Annotated in this window: 13 protein-coding genes; 6 read left to right on the top strand and 7 right to left on the bottom strand. The window is 43.8% G+C overall.

Features of this window, described 5'->3' with window-relative positions; genetic code table 11:
* The first annotated feature begins 11 nt into the window (after window positions 1–11).
* A complete protein-coding gene (gene glyA, locus H9W84_RS01775) occupies window positions 12–1,271 on the top strand; it encodes a serine hydroxymethyltransferase (RefSeq protein WP_239741447.1) in 1,260 nt (419 codons plus the stop codon).
* 124 nt (window positions 1,272–1,395) lie between these two features.
* Here the strand turns inward: glyA and H9W84_RS01780 are convergent, their stop codons facing one another.
* The 4 genes from H9W84_RS01780 to H9W84_RS01795 all read right to left on the bottom strand — a co-directional run bounded on the left by H9W84_RS01780 (window position 1,396) and on the right by H9W84_RS01795 (window position 7,271).
* Entirely contained in the window at window positions 1,396–2,325 is a 930-nt protein-coding gene (locus H9W84_RS01780) for a response regulator (protein ID WP_239741448.1), read from the bottom strand.
* 139 nt (window positions 2,326–2,464) lie between these two features.
* The gene (locus tag H9W84_RS01785; protein ID WP_239741449.1) at window positions 2,465–4,870 is read right to left on the bottom strand and encodes a sensor histidine kinase; all 2,406 of its coding nucleotides are present in this window, start codon (window positions 4,868–4,870) and stop codon (window positions 2,465–2,467) included.
* An 887-nt stretch (window positions 4,871–5,757) separates the two neighbouring features.
* On the bottom strand, window positions 5,758–6,228 hold the full coding sequence (locus H9W84_RS01790) for a hypothetical protein (protein WP_239741450.1): 471 nt from the start codon (window positions 6,226–6,228) through the stop codon (window positions 5,758–5,760).
* A 338-nt stretch (window positions 6,229–6,566) separates the two neighbouring features.
* Window positions 6,567–7,271, bottom strand: coding sequence for a DUF4230 domain-containing protein (locus H9W84_RS01795; RefSeq protein WP_239741451.1), 705 nt, complete (start codon window positions 7,269–7,271; stop codon window positions 6,567–6,569).
* 283 nt (window positions 7,272–7,554) lie between these two features.
* Here H9W84_RS01795 and H9W84_RS01800 point away from each other — a divergent pair, with 283 nt between their 5' ends.
* Together H9W84_RS01800 and H9W84_RS01805 are read left to right on the top strand one after the other, a co-directional pair.
* The gene (locus H9W84_RS01800) at window positions 7,555–9,327 is read left to right on the top strand and encodes a proline--tRNA ligase (RefSeq protein ID WP_239741452.1); all 1,773 of its coding nucleotides are present in this window, start codon (window positions 7,555–7,557) and stop codon (window positions 9,325–9,327) included.
* Between the two features lie 155 nt (window positions 9,328–9,482).
* Complete coding sequence (locus tag H9W84_RS01805) at window positions 9,483–11,666, top strand: carboxy terminal-processing peptidase (protein WP_239741453.1); 2,184 nt, start codon at window positions 9,483–9,485, stop codon at window positions 11,664–11,666.
* A gap of 328 nt (window positions 11,667–11,994) precedes the next feature.
* Here H9W84_RS01805 and H9W84_RS01810 read toward each other — a convergent pair whose 3' ends face one another.
* The 3 genes from H9W84_RS01810 to H9W84_RS01820 all read right to left on the bottom strand — a co-directional run bounded on the left by H9W84_RS01810 (window position 11,995) and on the right by H9W84_RS01820 (window position 14,424).
* A complete protein-coding gene (locus H9W84_RS01810) occupies window positions 11,995–12,204 on the bottom strand; it encodes a CsbD family protein (RefSeq protein ID WP_036593367.1) in 210 nt (69 codons plus the stop codon).
* A gap of 317 nt (window positions 12,205–12,521) precedes the next feature.
* The gene (locus H9W84_RS01815; protein ID WP_239741454.1) at window positions 12,522–13,010 is read right to left on the bottom strand and encodes an FKBP-type peptidyl-prolyl cis-trans isomerase; all 489 of its coding nucleotides are present in this window, start codon (window positions 13,008–13,010) and stop codon (window positions 12,522–12,524) included.
* Window positions 13,011–13,341: 331 nt separating this feature from the next.
* On the bottom strand, window positions 13,342–14,424 hold the full coding sequence (locus H9W84_RS01820) for an AI-2E family transporter (protein ID WP_227522668.1): 1,083 nt from the start codon (window positions 14,422–14,424) through the stop codon (window positions 13,342–13,344).
* A gap of 287 nt (window positions 14,425–14,711) precedes the next feature.
* Between H9W84_RS01820 and H9W84_RS01825 the strand changes: the two genes are divergently transcribed.
* The 3 genes from H9W84_RS01825 to H9W84_RS01835 all read left to right on the top strand — a co-directional run bounded on the left by H9W84_RS01825 (window position 14,712) and on the right by H9W84_RS01835 (window position 17,126).
* Window positions 14,712–16,292, top strand: coding sequence for a peptide chain release factor 3 (locus H9W84_RS01825; RefSeq protein ID WP_239741455.1), 1,581 nt, complete (start codon window positions 14,712–14,714; stop codon window positions 16,290–16,292).
* 224 nt (window positions 16,293–16,516) lie between these two features.
* Window positions 16,517–16,768: a hypothetical protein gene (locus tag H9W84_RS01830; protein WP_159675832.1), complete on the top strand. Its 252-nt coding sequence runs from the start codon at window positions 16,517–16,519 to the stop codon at window positions 16,766–16,768.
* A gap of 169 nt (window positions 16,769–16,937) precedes the next feature.
* On the top strand, window positions 16,938–17,126 hold the full coding sequence (locus tag H9W84_RS01835) for a hypothetical protein (RefSeq protein ID WP_239741456.1): 189 nt from the start codon (window positions 16,938–16,940) through the stop codon (window positions 17,124–17,126).
* The last annotated feature ends 72 nt before the right edge of the window (window positions 17,127–17,198 follow it).

The following is a 17,198-nucleotide window of genomic DNA, read 5'->3' on the forward strand; positions in this document are numbered from 1 at the left end:
AGGAAATTGCCATGTTTAAAAATGTCACTATTCACCAGTTTGACGCTGAACTTGCCCAAGCGATGGACAATGAAGCCAAACGTCAAGAAGACCATATTGAACTGATTGCTTCAGAAAACTACTGTTCACCAGCGGTGATGGAAGCGCAAGGTAGCCAATTGACCAATAAATACGCTGAAGGCTATCCAGGCAAACGTTATTACGGTGGCTGTGAGTATGTTGACGTGGTTGAGCAATTAGCGATTGACCGTGCCAAAGCGCTATTTGGGGCGGATTATGCTAACGTACAGCCACACGCCGGTAGCCAAGCCAACAGCGCGGTATTTTTAGCCTTATTAAAAGCGGGTGACACGGTACTTGGCATGAGCCTTGCCGATGGCGGTCACTTGACGCATGGTGCGCATGTGAACTTTTCTGGTATCAACTATAAAGCTGTACAATATGGCTTAAACAAAGAAACGGGCCTCATCGACTATGATGAAGTCGAACGCCTAGCCAAAGAACACCAACCCAAAATGATTATCGCGGGTTTTTCTGCTTATAGCCAAGTGGTTGATTGGCAAAAATTCCGTGACATCGCAGACAGCGTTGGCGCATACTTGATGGTCGACATGGCACACGTAGCCGGACTGGTTGCCGCAGGTGTTTATCCAAGCCCTGTGCAAATCGCTGACGTTACTACCACCACCACCCACAAAACCCTACGCGGTCCACGTTCCGGCTTAATCTTGGCAAAAGCCAACCCAGAGATTGAGAAAAAACTCAACTCTGCCGTGTTCCCTGGCAACCAAGGTGGTCCATTGATGCACGCGATTGCGGGTAAAGCTGTGTGTTTTAAAGAAGCGTTAAGCGAAGATTTCAAAGCCTACCAACAACAAGTGGTTAAAAATGCCAAAGCCATGGCAGACGTCATCATGTCTCGTGGTTATGACATCGTCTCAGGCGGCACAGAAAATCACTTAATGCTGATTAGCTTAATCAAACAAGAAATCACCGGTAAAGAAGCGGATAAATGGTTGGGCGATGCCCACATCACCGTCAACAAAAACGCGGTACCAAATGACCCTAAATCACCGTTTGTAACGTCTGGGGTGCGTATTGGTACGCCCGCAGTCACTACCCGTGGGTTTGGTGAAGCGGAAGTAAGAGAATTGGCTGGCTGGATTTGTGATGTGCTCGATAGCCGCGGTGATGAAAACGTTATCGGCGAAGTGCGTGAAAAAGTCCAAGCAATTTGCGCCAAACACCCAGTGTACGAGCAAACAGCTTAATCATCGGCTATTAAAAACCGCCTAAGTCTTGAATTTGGGTGGTTTTTTTATGGCTAGCATTCATGGATTGAGACGGCTCAAATGCGACGCTTTGAACCTGTTATCTTACCCACTAGATTTTAAGCTAGGCAAAGCGCGATTTACCAATACCAAAGCGTGATAAGAATTTTTTGACTTTATTACCAAAACTACGCGTTTCAACTTCGGTTACGGCATCAACGACATGTCGCGCTTGTAATTTTGGTTGATTGACTAAGGTCTGGTGATAATCATAAGCGCGCTGAATACTGATTTCGAGTAACAACAAATTACTGGGACGCGGCAGGTAGCGATAGACTTGCCCTTTATTGATCAAGTCGATTAAGGTGTGGCTATCGTTGAGTGAGGTGAGTACCAATACCGCTAAATCTGGAAAGCTTTGTTTTAATGCATAGATTACGGGTGAAATATTCTCGCCACCCAAGGACACATCGGTGATTGCCACGCCAAAACGGTCGTTTTCTAGTAGCTCAATCGCTTTTTCTAATGAATTTGCCCAGTGAGTTTCAAACTGGGTGAATTTTTGCTGCATCTGTAAATATACCATTTCACTGTCATCGATCACCAACACTTTGCGTTTGGCGATGGTTGGCTGAGCGACATGCAGATTTTCTTTGAATACATCTTTGGTTTGCAGCGCGATTTGGGTGGCTTGATTGACGATACTTTTAAGTTCATCCGTCTGCCAAGGTTTGGTGATATAGCGAAAAATCTCCCCTTCGTTGATGGAATCAATTACCGCAGTTAAGTCTGCATAGCCGGTCAATAAGATGCGGATAGTATGGGGTGATACGTCTTTGACCTCTTTTAGTACTTCGACACCCAGTTTTTTTGGCATGCGTTGGTCGCTAATCACCACTTGGACCTCGTTATTATGTACATAGCTTAGTAGCTCATCGGGCTCGGTAGTGGTAAACACATCATGGGTGGCGCGAAAATGCATTTTTAGGCTGCGTAGAATGCGGTCTTCATCATCGATAAAGGCGATTTTGGGTTTGGTTACAGTCGTTATCATGGTCATGTCACTTAGGTATGTTGACTAAAATCAAGGTTGACTACAATTAAGGTTGACCACAATCAAGTGTGGCTCGTGTATGGCTGAGCAGATTGCCTGTCAGCCATCGGTTATTGGTTATCTAACATTAGCATTAGTATTAGCTTTCTTCTGCGATTAAAAGCTTGGGTGATTGCTCGCTGCTAATCGCTGTTTTGGGCAATCTAATGGTAAATGTCGTGCCTTCGCCAAGTTGTGATTGCACATGAATATCGCCGTTATGCTGTTCCATGATTTGGGTCGAAATGGCAAGACCCAGTCCCGTACCTTCGCCTGCCGCTTTGGTGGTAAAAAATGGTTCAAAAATCTTGGCTTGGGTCTCAGCGCTCATCCCAGTACCGTTGTCCGCCACGCTGATATACACATTAGCGCCGTCTTCTGTGCTAGTAATGTGTAATGTGGGGTGCTGAGTTTGCCCCATCGCTTGTGCCGCGTTATTAAATAGATTTAGCAGCACTTGGTTAATCTGGGATGGGTTACAACTAACCGGTTCGATAGCAGTTAACTCAGTTATCACCTCTAAATGCTTGATATTGTTACGGGCAATGACTAGGGAGTTTTTGATACAGTCGTTGATATCGACGGCTTTGATTTTGGCTTGGTCGATGCGAGAAAAATCACGTAAATTGACGACCAATTCTGAGATTTGGCTTACCCCAAATTTGGCATCATCCACCAATCCATGCAAATCATCACTCACCGCATCGGCGACCAATTCATCACTGCAAGCAATGGTTTGTTCAATGGTTTGGTTGATGGTTGCTGTATCAGTCGGCGACGCTTGCATCAGTTGTTTGAGCTGCTGGGTATGGTCAATCAATTCGTCATAACGTACGATATTTTCATCAATCAACTCTAAGTTACTACCCACATAGCCCAATGGCGTGTTCACTTCATGGGCAACACCTGCGACCATTTGACCGATGGTTGCCATTTTCTCTGATTGTACCAACTGCACTTGAGAGGCTTTTAAATCTTTTAACGCTTGGTGTAAGTTTTCGGTACGCTCCACCACTTGCTGCTCTAAGCGTTCATTGACTTTTGCTAATGCGCCTTCGTTCTCGACCACCCGATCAACCAGCTGGTTCATCGAGTCAGTAATCACGCCAATTTCTTGAATGTTTGCCGGTGGCAATTTGTGCTCACGCAGTGACAGATATTTTTTTTGTGCAATCAACTGACCGATTTCACGGACGTTACGAGCGACTTGGTGCAGCGGTACCGCCAAAATACGGTGGAAAATATAACCACTTAATAGCAGTACCGGTAAGAAACCCAATAGCATATACCATTGCAGCTGTTTACCTAGTTGATTGGCAAATAACATCAGTTCTTGATTGGGTTTGACTATGACCATTTTCCAGTTGGTCATTGGCATGGCAAAAATAAACGCTGTGGAGGGGGTTTTGAGCAATAAATCGTTGTCTAAGCTGACTTGTTCGACAAAATGGGTGGCATTGAGATTTTCATTTTGCGCGTTTTGGGTCATTAGCATGGCTGAAATGATGCGTGCCTCTGAGGGAGAAATTTTTTGTAGGTTGGTACTACTCACTAGCGTATTGGTCGTAAAATCAAATTTACCACCATCTAGTTTTTGCGCTTGTTTGATGATGTTGTCATTGATGTTGTCTAAGCTTTTGGCAATGGGGGCAAAATCAGGGTTTTTCTTGGCAAAACTATTAACGTCAATCATTTCGCCTTGCGGGTTAGTAGCAGTCACTTGTTTGACTTGGGCTTCATTGGGGAAGGTCAAAAAGTTGTTGTTCATATCGACCAAAAACACATAACCGCCTGTTTTGCGTTGCCATTCTTTGACCATCGACTGCATACGCCCGAGCAGCACATCAAAACTCACCACACCTTCAAAGCCATTGTTTTGGGCATTAAAAATCGCCTTGGCACAGGTCATGACGGGCTGTTTGGTGGTCGGGTGAATATAAGCACGGCTCCACACACAGTGGTCATGATTGGCATATACGGCGGGCACATACCACCAATCACGGTAATAGGGCATGGCAAGCTGTGGTTGGGTTTTTTGGTCGGCTACCCGATTTGCGGTAAGTTTGCTTGGTGCTTGATAGCCAGGATTGATGGCTTGATATTGGCTGGCAGATTGCATGACACCCTGCATATCGCGTTGCCAAACAAACGCGGCTTCATCGACGTTAGGTTTGTACATCAGAGGATCATACCACACACCGCCACCGACAATGCCTTTATCCATATTTGCCATTAAATTGCCAACACTGGTGTTGATGATATCGGCATTCTTGGGCAAACTGCCGGTCATACGGCTCGCTGTCACTGCCATGCCATCAATTTGACTCACACGCGACAAAATACCATTCACCGCCTCATTGCCAGTTTCAATGATAGTCTGAGAGGTCAGTTTGGCGACTTCAGGCTTGGCTTGCTGGTCAATGATCCAATACACCATCGCCAAAAACACCAAAAAAACCAGCAATAATACGCATAACAAGCGTGTGGTAAGGTTGGAAAAATTCATCATTGTCACTTATCTGTTGGCAAATTGATTGGCTAATTAAATGACCCGTTGCATCGCTTAGCCCAAGTAAAAAAGCTTACAAACTCTTAAAGCCGCCGTTAACGCAAAATAAAAACGATGGTTTATCTCAATTTCTCAAATTGCGTTATCCTGTTGAGAAAATCGATTGCACCATCGTCCGTCGGTGACGGTAGTGTAGTCAGGTTATATGACAAAATGATGAATTATACCGATGAAAGGTAATGGGGCAATCCATAGCAATTTTTAAATCACATTTTGCTAAATTATTAAACTTAAGTTGTATAAAAAGTCGGATGAAATGCAGAAAAATGTTACGAATTCATTGTGTGATAGGATGGTGTGATAGGATGGTGTGATAGGATGGACATGAAAAAAGCCCTGAATACTGTTGAGCGCTTTTCCATGGCTAATAGTTAATGGTGAATGGTTACCGTGTAAACTAACGCTACATTAATGAGATGCTTTATCGTGCTCTGTCAAACGATTAGCTGCTTTATTCATAGCCACTTATGGTATGGATTAATTCGTGCAATCCTTTATTAGATAGCACAATAAATGGCTCACTGGGCTTAATACGGCTGTCCATTTGAAACAACTAATCATTCATATTTGTATCCAAATATTTACTAGCGTAACGGTTTTAAAAATGCCCATCGCTTTGCGATAACATCGGCCAAATAAAGCTAAAGCGTTCCTGCCCAGGTGTGCCATATAGACCGATATTAATGCCCCCTCTAGCGCCAATTCACCGACTGACTAGTTTTGGTAAGAGGGTTAGGGGCATTATGGTATCACTGGTTATAACAGCTAAAACTTGCGTAAGCTGGGTAACACCAGATGATGGATTGCCAACTCGAGCAGGCGCATTAAAGACTAAGCGCTAGTGTTAATGTATTGTCTGTCGCTGATTGATAAGCGTGAGCGACATCAGCGGTGAGTTTAGCGGTAGTAGATGCCTTATTGCTAACAGGTAAGCCAGATAAAAACGGCAAATGTGAAAACAACCACTCACTGAGCGGCTCCAAATCTTTGAGCGGCAACATCAATAAATCTTGCGATAAATAGCCATTTTCCGTCTCACTACGAGCGGTATAAATAGTGGCGGTATTGGGTTTGTCACTAATTAACTGTTGAACACTTTCAGCATGACGAAAATCATGATTGACCATAAATAAATCAATTTGCTGATTGTTCGCTGATACCCATTCAAGGTCTGCTTCGAGTCTAAGCAAGAGGCGTAGATAGCCTTTTAGCATCACTTGGTCGCCAGGCTTGATGCCAACCAAAGCAATCCGCATCACTTTTTTTAGACGATCTGAGGCAGATGTGACATTCATTGAGTAAACTCTCCAACAGCTAGCGAATTAATCTTTTACACGACTAAAACGCCATCAAGCATCCCTGCAATAAATTATCGTAACCCTTGGTTAGGGATACGTTAACTGGCTATGATGATTACAATTTTTGATGATGTAGCAAATACATGTCGTCTAAAACTAGCGGACTATCTAGCGGGCTATAAAGTTGAGATTTTAGCAACATTCCTTTGATTAAGGTAGGTTACATATCTATTATTTATGCCTTTCATACCAATTCTGACAGCGCACTAAAATAACATAAAACAAAAAAACGCTTTTATCCTTGGATTGGTTTTATTGATAGGCAAACAATCGGTTTAACGACAATTTTTAGTAGGCGCGGTGACTTTCACAGTGACTTGTACATTTGCCAGTGCAAATAGCGATTGCACTTGCTTTTGGGCATTATCATTGGCAGTTTGTAGAATGCCCGAGCGGCAAGCGGATGTCAGCACTTGGTTTTTGCCAGCCACTTGCGCTTGGTTAAATATTTGCGGGTCGGCTTGCACCATGCCAAATACCCCTGTTTGAATATCATACACTTCAATGTTATCTAAATAACTATCCAAAATCTGCGCAGCGGGCAAGGTGATACTGACATGGCTACCATCTGGGGTCACTTGTACATCAGTGGGTTTTAATTGATTTAAGTCAATGCCCGCGGTCACCCGCCCATGAGCGACAAAAAGCCCCTTTTGCTCATCTTGCCACAGGGCGTACCAATTGCCTTGTTTTTGGCTGGTGATAACGGTATCGACATTATATGCCACGGTTTGTAGTCGATTGAGGCTTTGAATCTTAGTGACCACCCCTTCGCGGGTTAATACCTCAACTTTTTTAGGCACATTTGCTTGTTGCCACTGCAAAAATAACCAACCTGCCACCGCAATCACAGCCAGTAAAAATAAACTCACCCAAAAAGAAACCGGCTTTTTGTTGCCCGATGCGGGCGGTTCTGGCAAGTTCGTAGTCGGTTTTGCCTCAGGTGATGGCGTGGAAGATGAAGTGGGGAGTTGGGTCATGTATCCATTCCTAATCTTTTATTTAATAGTGGATGCTATTTTGTATGGTTATGACTTGCCATAATTTCAATGTGGCGGGTTTAAATAGCCAATGGGTATAACCAAATTGTCATAATTATTGTCCTAATTTATAAAAATGCTAAGACCAAAAATACTGCATCGATTTGGCAAAAATTAAAAAAACTATTGCACCACCCAGTGGCATAAAATAAGATAATCGGTTTACCAAATAGTCTATCCATTCTCGTTTTTCTTATTTCAAGCCGTACAAACAAGGTGTGCCATGCGAGCCAGTCAATTTACTTTTGCAACGTTAAAAGAAACCCCAAGTGATGCCGATATCATCTCCAGCCAATTAATGCTCCGTGCAGGGATGATTCGTAAATCTGCGTCGGGTCTCTACACGTGGCTACCGATGGGTCTAAAAACCTTACAAAAAGTCAAAAAAATCATCCGTGAAGAGATGGATGCCATCAACTGCCAAGAGCTGCTCATGCCTGTGGTGCAATCTGCCGAGCTTTGGCAAGAATCAGGTCGTTGGGAAGCTTATGGCCCTGAACTGCTGCGGTTTAAAGACCGTCACCAACGCGACTTTGTGTTAGGCCCAACGCATGAAGAAGTGATTACCGATATCGCGCGTAACTTGTTAAAAAGCTATAAACAGCTCCCTGTGAGCTACTACCAAGTACAAACCAAATTTCGTGATGAAATTCGCCCACGCTTTGGGGTGATGCGTTCACGTGAATTTATCATGAAAGATGCTTATTCGTTTCATATCGACCAACCGTCACTACAGCGCACCTATGATGATATGTACCGCGCTTATCATAATATCTTTACCCGTCTTGGGTTAGACTTTCGTGCGGTGCAAGCCGATACTGGCTCGATTGGTGGATTTGCGTCGCATGAGTTTCAAGTCCTAGCTGGCAGTGGTGAAGACGATATTGTATTTTCAGACAGCTCAGCTTATGCTGCCAATATTGAGCTGGCTGAAGCGGTGGCGGTCGGTGAACGTGCTGCCCCAACGCAGGACAAAGCCGATGTCAGTACGCCGAATATGCCAACCTGTGAGCAAGTGGCTGAGCATTTAGGCTTGCCATTGTCACAGACGGTCAAAACTTTAATCGTCGAAGGTGAAGCTACCGAAGAAGGTAAAGCTCCCTTAGTCGCGTTAGTGTTACGGGGCGATCATACCCTAAATGAAATCAAAGCCGAAAAATTGGCGCAAGTCAAAGCCCCACTCACCATGGCGAGCGAAGAGGCGATGCAAGCAGCGGGGCTGCACAAAGGGTTTATCGGGGTGTTTGATTTGAATATGCCAGTGATTGTAGATCGTGCTGCTGCGGTGTTATCAGATTTTGTTAGCGGTGCCAACAAGCCAGATTTTCATACCACGGGCGTCAACTGGGAGCGTGATGCGTCCATCACCGAAATTGCCGATATTCGCAACGTGGTAGCAGGCGACCCAAGCCCAGATGGACAAGGTACTTTACAAATCCGCCGCGGTATCGAAGTCGGTCATATTTTCCAATTGGGTGACAAGTACGCCAAAGCATTAAACTGTGCGGTGATGGGCGAGCAAGGCAAACCTGTCATTACTATGATGGGTTGTTATGGTATCGGCGTGACCCGTATCGTCGCCGCCGCAATTGAACAAAACCACGATGACAATGGCATCATTTGGAAAACCAGTAGCACAGGTGAGAGCCTTGCGCCATTCACTGTGGCGATTGTGCCGATGATTAAAGGCAAAATGAAAGACGCTCTAGACCCAGCGAAAGGGGACAAAGCAATGCAACTTGCCGAAGCGCTTTACACAGAGCTAAAAGCCCAAGGTGTTGATGTGCTACTTGATGACCGAGACGAGCGCGCAGGGGTAAAATTCGCCGATTTAGAGCTCGTTGGCATTCCCCATCGAATTGTTATCTCAGAGAAAAATATCAGTGAAACAGGCGAGGTGAAATACGAATATGTCAATCGCCAAGACGGTGAAAAACAATTGCTCACTGCCGCGCAATTAAACCAACTGTTTAAAGACAATCAATTGATTGGCTAACACAACAACTTACCGCTACAAACGATTAGGTTTGATAGAGGATTTGAGTCGAACATTTACACGTTTTGTATGGTGTGGAAAAACTGACAGTGCTAAGATGGGCTGTCAGTTTTTTCTGTTTATCGCTTCATTTAGTTAGTAGAGTAAGGAAAGTCATGCAATACAAACAACTTACCGCCAGTGTATTTGCCCTGTTGATGGGTGGGGCGATACTGGGACAAAGTTACCAAACCGCCATTGCAGCATCGACGAGCGTCGGACAGATCAATAACGAGCAGCGGCAGGTGACTCGGCAAGTCGCAGCGTTGTTGGATCGTAGCCATTATCTAGATAAAAAAATGGACGCTGCAACGGGCAAGCAAATTTTAGGCGACTATTTTGATGCGCTTGACCCCAATCATAGCGTGTTTTTGCAGTCCGATATCGATGAATTTACCCAAAAATATGGCAATAGTTTTGCCGATTATCTCAAACGCGGTGATTTAAAAGCGGGTTTTGACATCTATCAGCGTTTTATTGAGCGCTCAAAAGCGTATTACAGCTTTGCCGATAGCTTGTTAAAATCGCCTGTGAACTTACAGAGCAATGAAACGGTCATTATGAACCGTGAAAAATTGCCACGTTTTAAAACCGTTGCCGAGCAACGCGATTTTTGGCGCAAACAGCTGACCTACCAGCTAATTGGTATGACCATCAATCAAGATGAAGACAAAAACAAAGACAAGTTTTTGCAAGAAAATGCCGATAAATACAACGCCAGTGATTTAGTCAAAAACGAAACGCGCTCACCAAGCCAAGTGCTAGACCAGCGTTTAAAGCGCCAATATGCGCAGCTACAGCGTATCGATAGCGACCAAATCGTTGAAACCCTGTTAAATGCAGCGATGGCAGCCTATGACCCGCACAGTAATTACTTTGCCCCCGTGCAAGCCAATGAGATGCAAATCCAATCAACACTTGAATTGGTCGGTATTGGTGTCTCGATTCAGCCCGATCGCAAAAATCCTGACTACACCCGTATTATCAGCTTAGTTGATGGCGGGCCTGCCGCTCGTTCGGGTCAAATCAAACCCAATGACTTAATCATCGGCGTATCCACTGAAGATAAAGGCATGGTCGATACCGTCGGTTATTCGACACGGGAAGTAGTGAACCTCATTCGCGGTAAAAAAGGTTCATCCGTCACCGTGCGCGTCAAAGCGCCTAACACCCCAGACAGTAGCGCGCGTAATGTCACCCTCATACGTGACGTGATTAAGCAAGAAGAATCGGGCGTCAATCATCGGGTGATTAGTATCAAAGATAAAAACGGACAAGCCAAAAAAATCGGTGTGCTAGAAATCCCAAGTTTTTATCTCAACTATAAAGCCCGCCGTGCGGGAGAAGATTATCGTAGTGTCAGCATTGATACGGAAAACGCGTTAAAAGCTTTAAACCAGCAAAATATCGATGGCTTAGTGGTAGACCTACGTGATGACCCCGGTGGCTCACTCGATGAAGTCGCCAAAATGATTGGCTTGTTCGTCAAGTCAGGTCCGCTGGTACAAATTCGTGATAACCGCGGCAATATCCAAGTGTATGAAGACGAAGACAAAGGTAAACAGCTGTATACAGGCCCGATGACCGTACTCATTAACCAAGGGTCGGCGTCAGCCAGCGAGATTTTTGCGGCAGCGATTCAAGATTATGGCCGCGGTCTGATTGTCGGCAGCACGACCACAGGTAAAGGCTCAGCACAAATTCAGCTTGATAACCTTGCCTTAGGGTCAGCAACGTTAACCCAGCGCAAGTTCTATCGTATCACTGGCGGCAGTACCCAAAATAAAGGCGTTGTACCCGATGTGCGCTTAGTCAATATCTATGAAGGCATGGAGTTTGGTGAACGTAGCATGAAAAACCCACTGGCATGGGATACCATTCGTGCCGCGCCGTACCAACCTGCGGGCAACTATTCCGGTGAGACCTTGCAATCACTCAATGCCTTGTCACAGCAGCGTCAAGCAGCCAATGCCCAGTTCGCTTATCTAAGCCAACTCAACAGAATCCGTAATGAGGAAGATGATAAGAAACCTGTCAAATTAGACATCAATGACCGCCGTACTTTCCGCAAAAACATTGAGGCAAAAATGTTGGCGGCAGAAAATGCGAGACGCCAAGCCAATGGGGAGAGCCCCTATAGCACGTGGACAGCGTACCAAGCTGCACAAGATGCAGAGTTAGAAGTCCGTAGCCGTCTAAAACAAGCCGAACGTCCAAAGCTGCCTGAAAGTGAAGCATTTGTGATTGAAGCGGCTAATGTCATGCTTGATGCACAGGCAGCCAACAACCAGCGCCCCTAATGCCAAAATGCGTGTAAGCAAAAGCTTACATGCATTGACGTTTGTACGACTGTTACCGAATGGTAAATTTTGTAATAATACATTCAACGGCACAGGGATGATTCTCAAGGATTGAGATAAGGACAGAATTGCCAATAAGGGAATGGTTTATCGTAGTATTAAGAAATGATGCTTGATAAACACGTGGAGTGAGACTTAGGATGAGTCAAGAAATTCACTACCAGTTAGTAAGGACTTTAAGGATGAGGTCAGTGATGCTAGGATAGCAGGTAAAAAAGCCATATCAAAGGATATGGCTTTTTTACTTTGGAGGAGGGGTTAATCTATTCTAGAAACGATAGTTGTGACGGGTTGACCAGTCATCGATTTCTTTTTCTACCACATCTTCGGCGCGACCATAACGCTCTTGGATTTTACCTGATAGTTTTTGGCGATTACCTTCCAACTGGGTAATTTCATCATCAGTTAAGTCACCCCAAGTTTCTTTTACAGCGCCTTTAACTTGTTCCCATTGACCTTTAATTGTATTCTCGTTCATGATTAGTATCCTTTTTTGTAATTAATTTAATGCTATATAAATAACTAAAAATATATACCCAATCATGGGTCTTTATTATTGCTTGGATTGTTTGTTGGGTATACAGCTAGTATGCCAAAATTTAGCGCACAGTGTGTGGTAAAAACTGTAGTAAAGCATCAAAAAAAGTAACTAAATCAATGATTTTGTAAATAATATTAGGCTTTTCTTACACGGCAGACAATAACTTTACAGCCTAACCAATCTAAAATTTTGCCCAAAAAAAGAAGGCTATAAATATAGCCTTCCATTTAATCTTTCTAAGCTTTAATGACGACTTAGTGGTGATGACCGCCTGCACCGTGTACGTGACCGTGTTGTAACTCTTCATCGGATGCGTCACGAATGTTTGCCACTTCTACATCAAAATGAAGTTTTTTGCCGGCTAAAGGATGGTTCGCATCAACAATCACTTTGTCCTCTTGTACATCTTTTACAGTGACTAACATCACATGACCGTCTTCAGTTTGTGATTGGAACTGCATACCTGGTTGGATATCTTCGACACCTTGGAAGTTTTCGCGTGGAACTTCTTGTACTGCAGCATCATCGAATTCGCCATAAGCGTCTGCAGGTTCAATGCTTGCAGTAAATTTATCACCCACTGATTTGCCCGCTAATTGTGATTCAAGACCTGGAATAATGTTTTGGTAGCCATGTAAATACGCTAAAGGTTGACCTTCTGGTGATTGGTCAATGACGTTACCTTCGTCGTCTTTTAAAGTGTAATGAAAATGTACAACGTTGTTATTATTGATAGTAGACATCGCTAAAATTCCTTATGAATCAATGAATGGATTGGCAAATCGCTTTTTTGGCACAATAAATTAAAAATTGCTAGGATTTTTCACTATAATTACCGTGGAAATCTCTCAACTTTTGGTTAAACCTCAAAATACGCCAAAAAATGTTAGTGTAAATTGTAACATCAATCATTAAAAGTTTGGCAGTTATAGACTTTAAAACACATTTTTAATCATTCAACCATACAACACTGTAACAATAAAGCCGTGTTCTGTTATTAATGGCGATAAGATTTAAAAATTCAATTTATTGGGCAAATTATTTATTAATGAGTCCTGTAGCCAGTAGGGGCGTTTATATAATCCAGCCCCTATCTGCCAAAATGCGTTTGATTTGGGCGTAAATAATCGGCGCAGCTAACAAGCCTGCCAGTCCAAAGGTGGCTTCTAATACCAACATAAATAGCAAAAGCTCCCAGGCGGTCGATCGGATTTTGCTACCAATAATCTGCGCATTTAAAAAATACTCAAGTTTGTGAATGGTCACTAGCCACAGTAATGATGAAATACTAACGATGAGTCCATGGGTCAGACTGAGTGACACAATAATGGTATTTGAGATTAAATTCCCAATCACAGGCAGCAAACCTGCGATAAAAGTAATAAGCACCACAGTCCATGCCATGGGCAGGGGATGACCTACCAAAGGTAAAATACCCAATAAATAAATAGCGGTGAGAATCGTGTTAATTGATGAGATTTTGACTTGGGCAAAAAATACATCGGTAAAACCTGCCATCAGCTCATCAAATTTTTGACGAAAGTGACGCGTTAGGGGTTTAGTATGTAAATGCGCATGGGCAGGGACTTGTATGGCAATAATGCCACCAATCACCGCACCAATGATAGCATAGCCAAACCCTTTGAGCGTGTGAATACCTGCAACCTGCAACTGTGGCGCATAGTCTTTGATAGTTTGGGCAAAAATACGTTTGATGGAACTGACCGATTCAGGCAAATGCTGTGACACAGAATCGGGCAATAAACGATGCAGTTGGTCAATCACCAGCATAACCTGAGCAAGCAGGCTGTTAAATCGCTCGACGCTGGCTTTTTCTGCCACCCAATCACCAAACAAATAAATACCGATACTGGTGAGTAATACCAACAAGAAGATAGCAATCCCTTCGGCGCGTTGGTCTAGCTTGATACGTTCTGAAAATTGCGGCTTGGGTGCCACCACATGACGCCGTATCCAATTGGCGATGCCGCGTGTCAGCGCATAGACAATCAGCCCCGAGAACATCACCATGCCAAGCTTTAAAACCAGTACAGGCAGCCAAACAATAATCACACTACTGATGGCAAAAAAGAAGGTTTTTAAATCAGGTAAATTTGACCGAGAGGTTGGCATCGTCGGTACAACAGAATCCGTCATTACAGGCTCGATAAGTTGAGGTGAGCTAGGTCGTAAGGGTTTTGTTGAAGCTGATTCAAGGGTCATAGCGGATATCATAAGTCGGTAAAAAAAGATGAGATAAAACTAACACAATTTTAGTGATTAAAGTATTAGATTTATGACAAAATTTTGTCAAAATCGCGCGCGCTATGCGTAATAATAACCCGTGAAAATCGCAATCAAACGTAAAATCGGCTACAATATGCCATCTTTTTTATTCTTTCTTTTATCGGTTATCAAGCCTCGCTACTTTTAAGTCAAACACTATGTCACTACATTCTGAAATCGCCAAACGCCGCACTTTTGCTATTATCTCGCACCCCGATGCGGGTAAAACCACCATGACCGAAAAATTACTGCTGTGGGGGCAAGCAATTCAGCGCGCAGGTGAAGTCAAATCACGCAAAACCGACAAACACGCGACATCTGACTGGATGAGCATGGAGCAAGAGCGTGGTATCTCGATTACCACTTCTGTGATGCAGTTTCCCTATGCCGACAACATGGTCAATCTGCTAGACACCCCAGGTCACGCCGACTTTTCAGAAGATACCTATCGTACCTTAACCGCAGTAGACAGCGCACTGATGGTGATTGATGGGGCAAAAGGGGTTGAAGAGCGAACCATCAAGCTGATGGAAGTATGTCGGATGCGTGACACGCCGATTATCTCGTTTGTCAACAAGCTTGACCGCGAAATCCGTGATCCGTTATCACTGCTTGATGAAATTGAAAATGTCCTAAAAATCCAATGTGTGCCGATGACGTGGCCGATTGGTACTGGTCAGCATTTTGTTGGGGTGTACAACATCAGCGAGGATAAAACCTACTTTTACCAAAAAGGTCATGGCACTGAGATTGTCGAGATTGAGAGCCGTGACGGCTATGACTATCCAGATGTCCGCGAGAGAATCGGTGAAATTGCCTTCCGTGAATTTGAAGAAAGCCTAGAGCTTGCAAAAATGGCACATGAAGATTGGGATGTCGATGAATTTTTGACGGGTAAACAAACGCCCGTGCTGTTTGGTACGGCGTTGGGTAACTTTGGCATTAACATGGTGCTTGATGTACTGACCCAATATGCCCCAGCGCCTAAAGACCATGACGCCGTTGAACGCACTGTCAAAGCCGATGAAGAAAAATTCTCCGGCTTTGTCTTTAAAATCCAAGCCAACATGGACCCAAAACACCGTGACCGTATTGCCTTTATGCGGGTGTGTTCAGGCAAGTACGAAAAAGGCATGAAAATGAAACATGTGCGCTTGGGTAAAGAAGTACGCATTTCAGATGCCTTGACCTTTTTGGCAGGGGACCGCGAAGCGCTGGAAGAAGCGTATTCGGGCGATATCATCGGCTTACATAATCACGGCACCATCCAAATTGGCGATAGCTTTACCGAAGGCGAAACTTTAAACTTCACCGGCATTCCCCACTTTGCGCCAGAATTGTTTCGCCGTGTGGTACTCAAAGACCCACTTAAGTCAAAACAACTGCAAAAAGGCCTACAGCAGCTATCAGAAGAAGGCGCCACCCAAGTATTTATGCCGCAAATCAACAATGATTTAATTTTGGGCGCGGTAGGGGTGCTACAATTTGAAGTGGTCGCGCATCGCCTGCTTGAGGAATATAAAGTGCAATGTACCTTTGAGCCTGTGTCGATTGCGACGGTGCGCTGGGTGCATTGTGATGATAAAGTGGCGTTTGAGAAGTTTAAGAAAAAAGCCCACGACCAGTTATCGGTCGACGGTGGTGGGTATTTGACCTATCTTGCCCCAAGCCGGGTTAATCTTAAATTGATGGAAGAACGTTATCCAGAAATTACCTTTAGCGCCACCCGTGAGCATTGATACATTCATCTTGATAAATGCAGAAAAGCTGACAAACCCTGTCAGCTTTTTTCAATATTAAAAGGATTTTACCCAATTTACCAAACGATAACCTAATGATGGCAAACAATAAATATTGGTAACCTAATTACTTTAGTAAACCGCTTAAATTTTGGTTACAATGGATCCATTAGCGATAACTACTAATTTAAAATTTTAACAACTACAACAAAAGCGAGGATACTATGCAATTTCCAAATGGCGTAACCAAATCAAACCTTATTAAACTTGGCGTACTCGGTGCCGCTTACTATATGTTAAAAGGTCGTAATAAAACCCAGCCAACTATTGAAAACAAAGCAAATAATCCGGCACCGGTTGATAATGAGCCTGCTGACAATACTGCGGCAAATTCAAATGGCACGAAACCTGCCAAGACTACCGCATTTACCATGGGTAAAGAGCTGGCTGCTAAAGTGTTGGGTAAAAAATTCTAATAGTTATCGAATACTTATCAAATTACGTTATTATATAACAGCTATATCCATAACGGCATTTGAAAACAGCCCATTAGTCCACCATTAAACGGGTATCGACTGATGGGTTTTTTTATGGCAATACTGTTAAAAGCTAAGGTTTAAAAACTAAGGCAGGGAAAGGAAAGGTATGAGCATATCGAGGGTGATTAAACTAGGGATTGCTGCGACAGCTTTATTGTTGCTACCTAGACGCAGTAGTAGTCAACGGGCTGATAAAGTAGCCGATTGCCGTAACAGTCTATCCGCCAAACATACACTTGAGCCGCCTATCAATAAAAATACTGAGCAGGATAACCATAACTTAAACAATGGCTAAAAATTTTATGTTAGGGGCAAATAACAAATAAAGGATAAATAGATGACGTGCGTGGGCTGCCCCGCAATTGAC

Source organism: Moraxella tetraodonis, assembly GCF_022359095.1.
Lineage (GTDB): Bacteria > Pseudomonadota > Gammaproteobacteria > Pseudomonadales > Moraxellaceae > Faucicola > Faucicola tetraodonis.

Bases quoted from the DNA above. Each gene is read 5' to 3' on its own strand.
- H9W84_RS01805 (WP_239741453.1), top strand. From the start codon at position 9,483: ATGCAATACAAACAACTTACCGCCAGTGTATTTGCCCTGTTGATGGGT.
- H9W84_RS01795 (WP_239741451.1), bottom strand. From the start codon at position 7,271: ATGACCCAACTCCCCACTTCATCTTCCACGCCATCACCTGAGGCAAAA.
- H9W84_RS01790 (WP_239741450.1), bottom strand. From the start codon at position 6,228: ATGAATGTCACATCTGCCTCAGATCGTCTAAAAAAAGTGATGCGGATT.
- glyA (WP_239741447.1), top strand. From the start codon at position 12: ATGTTTAAAAATGTCACTATTCACCAGTTTGACGCTGAACTTGCCCAA.
- H9W84_RS01810 (WP_036593367.1), bottom strand. From the start codon at position 12,204: ATGAACGAGAATACAATTAAAGGTCAATGGGAACAAGTTAAAGGCGCT.
- H9W84_RS01825 (WP_239741455.1), top strand. From the start codon at position 14,712: ATGTCACTACATTCTGAAATCGCCAAACGCCGCACTTTTGCTATTATC.
- H9W84_RS01780 (WP_239741448.1), bottom strand. From the start codon at position 2,325: ATGATAACGACTGTAACCAAACCCAAAATCGCCTTTATCGATGATGAA.
- H9W84_RS01815 (WP_239741454.1), bottom strand. From the start codon at position 13,010: ATGTCTACTATCAATAATAACAACGTTGTACATTTTCATTACACTTTA.
- H9W84_RS01830 (WP_159675832.1), top strand. From the start codon at position 16,517: ATGCAATTTCCAAATGGCGTAACCAAATCAAACCTTATTAAACTTGGC.
- H9W84_RS01785 (WP_239741449.1), bottom strand. From the start codon at position 4,870: ATGAATTTTTCCAACCTTACCACACGCTTGTTATGCGTATTATTGCTG.
- H9W84_RS01800 (WP_239741452.1), top strand. From the start codon at position 7,555: ATGCGAGCCAGTCAATTTACTTTTGCAACGTTAAAAGAAACCCCAAGT.
- H9W84_RS01820 (WP_227522668.1), bottom strand. From the start codon at position 14,424: ATGACGGATTCTGTTGTACCGACGATGCCAACCTCTCGGTCAAATTTA.
- H9W84_RS01835 (WP_239741456.1), top strand. From the start codon at position 16,938: ATGAGCATATCGAGGGTGATTAAACTAGGGATTGCTGCGACAGCTTTA.